This is a genomic window from Acutalibacter sp., assembly GCF_056800975.1.
This window is the reverse complement of sequence record NZ_JBQISV010000104.1, coordinates 1-6,701: the sequence shown is the minus strand read 5'-3', so window position 1 is coordinate 6,701 and position 6,701 is coordinate 1. Positions and strand designations below refer to the sequence as shown.

The window sequence follows — 6,701 nt, the reverse complement described above, 5'->3', positions numbered from 1 at the left end:
TCTTGGGGCAAAGCCCTAAGCACCCACCAGGGGCCTAACGCCCCTGGACCGCGAAATTACCCGCCTTTTTTGGGAGCGATCGCAAAATTGATTTCCCTGCCCGCGCCTCATTTCCTCTTGACAACCCGGTCCCTTTGTGCTATGCTTGTGTTAACGTTAACACACCCGGAAGGAGGAACCCCCTTGGCAGTGAAAATGGCGGATATCGCCCGGGAGGCCGGGGTCTCCATCGGCACGGTGGGGCGGGTGCTGCACCGCAACGGCTATGTCTCTCAGGAGGCCCGCAAGCGGGTGGAGGCCGCTGTCAGCCGGCTGGGCTATGTGCCAAACGTCATGGCCCGCGCCCTGAAAAGCCAGAAAAGCGGCATCATCGGCTGTCTGGCTATGGAAAATGTCAACGGGCTGTTTCAGCGCATCAACAGCGCCTTTACCCAGGCGGCGGAGCAGGCCGGCTACCAGATTGTCACCATGCTGGGCCGCTCGGGCCACCGGGACGAGGAAAAGCTGATTGACCAGTTTACCGGCCTGCGGGTGGACGGCCTGGCTGTCATCTCCAACAAAAACCTGACCGGCGCGCTGTTTGACAAGCTCAGGGCCCGGGGCATTCCCGTGGTGGCGGTGGAGCGAACCTACTCCCACCCCCATGTGGACAATCTGTCGGTAAGGGACCGGGAGGGCTGCTATCAGGCCGCGGAGCGTTTTTTGCAGAAGGGCCACCGCCGGGTGGCGGCCATTGCCGCCGGCTGGGCCGAGCCGGTGGAGGCCGCCCGCCGGGAGGGCTTCCGGCAGGCCCTGTGCGACTGGGGCGTCCCACGAGAACGCCAGCTGGTTCAGACGGTGGGCCAGTACCGCCTGGAGGAGGGCCGGGCCGCTATGGAGGCCCTGCTGGCCCTGGACGAACCCCCCACCGGGGTCTTCTGCACAGCGGACACCCTGGCGGCGGGGGCCATGCAGGCCATCTATCAGGCGGGGCGGCGGGTGCCGGAGGACTTCTCTATTGCGGGGTATGACAATGTGCTGGCGGCGCAGCTGGCCCCGGCTATCGACTCGGTGGACCTGGACATGGAGCGGATTGGGGAGCGGATTGTCTCGATTTTGCGGCGGCGGATGGAAGCGCCGGCGGCTCCGGCCATATGGGAGGAGCTGGACACGGTGTATATCAGCCGGGGAACGGTAGCGAGCCCCAAAGCAAGCCCCGCAACGCGAGCAGAAAGCCAGCTCAAATAAGCAAGTGCCAAACGCGAACTAAAAGTTTCGTCAACCTTTTCAAAGGTTGCAGGGTGTGGGGCAGCGCCCCACGACCTTGACCTTGAACTTAGGCGGCGCAGAAAGCAAAGCCGCGAGGCACGAGTTCGCTCCCATGACCAAGTTCAGGACGGGGTAAGGCTGCGCCGCCGTCGACTTGCCGAAGGCAAGTCGAACTTAGCGAGGTCGACCAAAGGGAGACCAGCGGACGGCTATCGAGCTGTAAATTCAGAGGCAGCAGCCTGCCGGTGCTTCTGTCAAGAGACACCAGAACAAAAAAAGAAATAAAAATAATGTTATTTTTTCTCCCAGCGGATAGTTTGCAGACGACAAATTCAGAGGCAGCAGCCTGCCGGTGCTTCTGTCAAGAGACGCCAGAACAAAAAAGAAATAAAAATAATGTTATTTTTTCTCACGCAGGCGAAGAAGCCTGAAATGTAAAGCAAGAATATCCGCTCCATAAAATAAGCTTTTTCGGGTCTTGCCACCCTTTTTTATCCCATTTATGGCAACGTTATCACAAATCACAGGAGGAATCACCATGAAAACTGTCACAGCAGGAATGCTGGGCTGCGGCTCCATCACCCAGCAGCGTCACGCCCCGGAGTATGCCGCCCGGGAGGATGTGGAGATCGGGGGCTTTTACGACGTGGACCAGGACCGCGCCCAGTCTCTGGCACAAAAGTACGGCGGCAAAGCCTACCCCTCCCCTGAGGCCATGCTGGCCGACCCGGCCATCGGCGCGGTGAGCGTGTGCTCCCCCAACCACACCCATGCCAGCCTGGCCGTCGCCGCCCTGAACGCCGGCAAGCATGTGCTGGTAGAAAAGCCCATGGCCCTCTCCCTTCAGGAGACCCGGGCGATTCTGGAGGCCGAGAAAGCCTCCGGCCGGGTGCTGATGCCCGGCCACAACCAGCGGCTCATCCCCACCCACCGCAAGGCAAAGGAGCTGCTGGACAAGGGCGCCATCGGCAAGCCCCTGTTCGTGCAGTGCAGCTTTAAGCATGCCGGGCCGGAGAGCTGGAGCATCAATAAGTCCAACAGCACCTGGTTTTTCGACAAGTCCCGGGCCCATTTCGGGGTGTTCGGCGACCTGGGCTCCCACAAAATCGACCTGATCCGCTTTCTCACCGGCAAGGAGATTGCCGCAGTGTTCGCCACGCTGATGACCCTGAACAAGCGCAAGGCCGACGGCTCCCTCATCGACCTGGAGGACAACGCGGTGTGCCAGTTCCGCATGGAGGACGGTATGCCGGGCATCATGCACTTCAGCTGGACCAACTACGGCCAGGAGGACAACGGCACCACCATCTACGGCGAGGACGGGGTGATGAAGGTGTTCGGCGACTATGCCGACGACATTGTGCTGGAAATGCGGGACGACACCACCGTGAAATACCATGTGGGCACCATCAGCACCAACACCAACCAGCTGGCCTCTGGGGTCATCGACGAGTTTGTCACCGCCATTCTGGAGGGCCGCATGCCCATTGTCACCGGTATCGACGGCCACAACACCCTGGCTGTTCTGGAAGCCGGAACACGCTCCGCCCAAGAGAACCGCTGGGCGGAGGTGGAGTACTGAGCCATAGCCCCGCCGTGAATCAAGCCAGCCCCCACAGCCTGAGGAGAAAGGCCGCGGGGGCTGCTTTTTTTGCGGACAGGCCGGCAAAGGGGCTCCTCCCGCCGCAAACAAGCGTTTGACAGATCGCCTCCCCCTTGGTATAATGTACCAAAGCAAACCGAGCTTTTCATGACCCTACGCATAAAGGAGAAGTACCATGAACGAAAAGGAAATCAGCGAGATCCGCCGGCGTTTTCAGCCGGAAAAAAGCAATATCACTCTGGTCAACGGCTGCTATGTCAACGCCCAGGGAGAGATCGTCTCCCAGTTCGGCCAGTCCTTGAACATGACCAGCCAGGAGGAGGCGGAGAGCATCCTCTCGGTGCTCAAGCGCAGCCTTTCCGGCACCCTGGGCAAGCAGCTCAACGACATTGTGTTTGAGACCAGCCAGGTGGTGGACAGCGATGAGCACCGGCTGCTTATGGCCCTGCGGGACAGCGGCCTGAAGGACGAGGGCGTTGCCAACGCCTTTTACCAGCGGGTGATCGAGTGCCTGGAAATGGAGGGCCCCTACCTGATTCTGCTGGCTCATGACAAATACGACGTGCCCTACCGGCTGAAGGACGGCGCCCCCAACCCGGACGGCTCCAGCGAGGTATATTCCTACATTGTCTGCGCCATATGCCCCATGAAGGAGACCAAGCCCGCCCTGCGCTACGACCTGCCCGACAGCGTCATCTGCAACCGGGAGGCGGACTGGCTGGTGGGCCCGCCGGAGGTGGGCTTCCTCTTCCCTGCCTTTGACGACCGCAGCGCCAACATCTACAGCGCCCTGTATTACACCAAAAACATCACCGAGGACCACCCGGAATTTGTGGAGGGGCTGTTCCGGGTAGAGCCCCCCATGCCCGCCGGGGTGCAGCAGGAGACCTTTCGGGAGCTGCTGACCGAGGCCCTGGCCGAGGAGTGCAGCTTTGACGTGGTGCAGGAGGTGCAGGGCCGCCTGGGCGAGATGGTGGAGGAGCACAAGGCCAGCAAAAGCCCCGAGCCCCTGTCCATCTCCAAAACCACCCTGCTGGGGGTTCTGGAGGCCACCGGCGTGGCCCCGGAGAAGACCGCCGCCTTTGAGGAAAAATTTGAGGAGGCCTTTGGCACCGGGGCGGTGAACCCCCGCAACCTGGTAAACACCAAGGAGTTTGTGGTGAAGACCCCCAGCGTCACCATAAAAGCCGCCCCGGAGTGCGCCGGCCTCATTGAGCCCCGGAGAATCAACGGCCGGCAGTACATTCTGGTGCAGGTGGACGGCGAGGTAGAGTTCAACGGGGTCACCGTGTGCTTTGACCCGCCCGAGGAGGCCCCTCCCCTGGGCCCCTTGCCGGACCGGCCCGCCCCGGCGGAAGAAAGCGGGCCCCTTCCCCAGGATGAGGACAGCCAGTCTGACGAAAACGGGCCCCTTCCCCAGGGCGGGGACAGTCTCCCGGAACAGCCGGAGGAGGGGGCGGACAGCCAGTCGGACGAAAAGGGAGATGAGGAGGCATGACCGCGAACATCCTCCTTTCGGCGGCGGTTCTGGGGCTGTTTCTGGCGCTGGCCCTGCGGTGCCTTGGGCTGGCCGGCGCGCCGCTGCCCCAGCCTGCCGGGGCCTCCGGCGTTGTCCGCAAGCCCTATCTGCCCAGCCGCAAGACCCTGCTGTGGGTGTTTCTGGGCGCGCTGGGCCTGCGGCTGGCCATGCTGCTGGCCATAGCGGCCCACACCGCCTTCACCAACGAAAAGGGGCTGACCTGGCAGGCCCTGAAGGGCAGCTTTCTTCTGTGGGACGCCCGGCACTATATCAACCTGATTGAGCAGGGCTACAGCGGCTACCAGGAGGATGGGAAGCACATCTTTCTGGTGTTCTACCCCTTTTATGTGTGGGTTGTCCGGGCAGTAAGGCTGGCTGTGCCCAGCACCATAGGGGCGGGGCTGCTGGTCTCTGTGGTCAGCTACGCCTGGGGCTGCTGCTGGGTCTACCGGCTGGCGGGGCTGGCTGCCAACCGGCGGACCGCCTTATACACGGTGCTGCTGCTGTCCGCCTACCCCTTCTCCTTTTTCTTCGGCACGGTAATGACCGAGGGCTTGTTTTTGCTCACCACCTCCGCCTCGCTGTATTTTGCTTTACGGCGAAAGTGGCTGTTTTACGGCATATGGGGGGCGCTGGCTGCGCTGACCCGCATGACGGACGTTCTGGTGATGGTTCCGGCCCTGCTTGCCCTGTTGGAGGACGCCAAGCCCCTGCGCCCGCCGGTGCGGCAGTCGCTGAAAAAGAGCTGGCTCTGTCTGCTGAAGGCCCTGCCCCTGATTCTGCTGCCTCTGCTGGGGGCGGCGGGGTACTGGGCGCTGAACTGGCATGTGGACGGAGACCCCTTCGCCTTTGCGGGCCACCAGGAGCACTGGCACCAGGGGGGCATGTGGGTGTCAAAGGTACTGGTTTACATCTGGCAGTACGGGGCGAAAAACCTGACTCAGCCCATCGGCTGGGCGGTGTGGCTGCCTGAGCTGGCGTTGTTCGGCCTGTGCTTTCTGCTTTTGGCCCTATGCGCCTGGCGGGAGAAAGCGCCGGCAGGGCTGCTGGCCTATGGGTTCTGCTATCTGATTGCCAACTACTCCCTCTCCTGGCTGCTGAGCGCGGGGCGGTATCTCAGCTGCGGCGTGGCGTTTTTCCTGTTTGCCGCCATACTGACCGAACGCCGCCCCATCCTGCGCGGTTTCCTCCTCGTCACCGAGGCCGTTCTGCTAGGCGCTTACTACTTCTCCTACCTCTCCCACGCCCCCATCATGTAGCCAGCGTGACGCTGGACCCAATTCGCGAAGTGCGCTGGCAGGCCAGCGCGGCGTGGGTGCTGGTAGCGAGGCTTGTGGTCGCGGTTTGTTACGGCTGCTGGCCGCAAACTTTTTAAGGGCTCTGCCAGCGTGACGCTGGACCCAGTTCGCGAAGTGCGCTGGCAGGCCAGCGCGGCGTGGGTGCTGGTAGCGAGGCTTGTGGTCGCGGTTTGCGGCGGCTGCTGGCCGCAAACTTTTTAAGGGCTCTGCCAGCGTGACGCTGTGGCTGGTTCGCAAAGCGGTCTGTTGGGCCCCCAGCTTACAGGCTATGCCTGGCCTGCGTCAGGAATTTGCCCACTCCGCGCTGAAAAAGGTTTGACTTAGGCCCCGTCAAGTGCTATGCTTTTGGGTAGAGGAGCGGTCCGTCCGCTTTCAGAAAGGAGGCTGTCCATGAGTCAGAATGCCTTTACCGGCGGGGTAGACCCCGGCGGTCTCTGGACCCAGAACGACGTCCGTATCCTAATCTGCTACATCCTTGCCAGCGTCAACGCCCCCCTCTCTGAGGAGGACATCCGGGGGGTGATTCAGGGCCGCGCCCTGGCCAACTATTTTGAGACCGCCGACGCCCTGGCCGCGCTGGAGAAGCTGGGCCATATCACCCGGGACCCGGAGGGCTTCCGCGTTACCGGCACCGGGCGGCAGGTGGCCGAGGGGCTGGACACCTCCCTTCCCCTTGCCGTGCGGGACAAGGCCCTGGAGGCCGCGCTCTCTCTGCTGGCCCGGGGCCGCGCCCAGCGGGAGAACACGGTGGAGATTCTGGAAGAGGGCCGGGGGTGCCGGGTGGTGTGCCGCGTCTCCGGCGGGCAGGACCTGGAGCTGATGGCCCTGTCCCTCTATGTGCCGGACCGGGCCCAGGCCAGGCTGGTGCAGGAGAGCTTCTACCAGAACCCGGACCACATTTACAAGCTGCTTCTGGCTGCGCTCACCGGCGACAAGAGCTACACCGGAGAATAGCCGGTCCTTCCCTATTGTCAGAAGCCCTCCCCCGTCCCTCCGCAGGTGTGGCGGGGGGGGGGGGGGGGGGGGGGGGGGG

At 62.8% G+C, this 6,701-nt stretch carries 5 protein-coding genes; all 5 read left to right on the top strand.

Translation table 11 applies throughout. The annotated features are described in order from the left end of the window. Positions 1 to 189: 189 nt before the first annotated feature. The 5 genes from ACTO5E_RS09500 to ACTO5E_RS09480 all read left to right on the top strand — a co-directional run bounded on the left by ACTO5E_RS09500 (position 190) and on the right by ACTO5E_RS09480 (position 6,622). A complete protein-coding gene (locus ACTO5E_RS09500; RefSeq protein WP_482303213.1) occupies positions 190 to 1,227 on the top strand; it encodes a LacI family DNA-binding transcriptional regulator in 1,038 nt (345 codons plus the stop codon). Between the two features lie 559 nt (positions 1,228 to 1,786). After that, positions 1,787 to 2,830, top strand: coding sequence for a Gfo/Idh/MocA family protein (locus tag ACTO5E_RS09495; RefSeq protein WP_482303212.1), 1,044 nt, complete (start codon positions 1,787 to 1,789; stop codon positions 2,828 to 2,830). 196 nt (positions 2,831 to 3,026) lie between these two features. Further along, a complete protein-coding gene (locus ACTO5E_RS09490) occupies positions 3,027 to 4,349 on the top strand; it encodes a DUF4317 domain-containing protein (RefSeq protein ID WP_482303211.1) in 1,323 nt (440 codons plus the stop codon). Next, positions 4,346 to 5,629 (top strand): glycosyltransferase family 39 protein, encoded by a 1,284-nt coding sequence (locus ACTO5E_RS09485; protein WP_482303209.1) that lies wholly within the window; start codon positions 4,346 to 4,348, stop codon positions 5,627 to 5,629. The genes ACTO5E_RS09490 and ACTO5E_RS09485 overlap by 4 nt, the downstream gene beginning before the upstream one ends. A gap of 429 nt (positions 5,630 to 6,058) precedes the next feature. Continuing rightward, entirely contained in the window at positions 6,059 to 6,622 is a 564-nt protein-coding gene (locus ACTO5E_RS09480; protein ID WP_482303207.1) for a DUF4364 family protein, read from the top strand. Positions 6,623 to 6,701 lie beyond the last annotated feature (79 nt).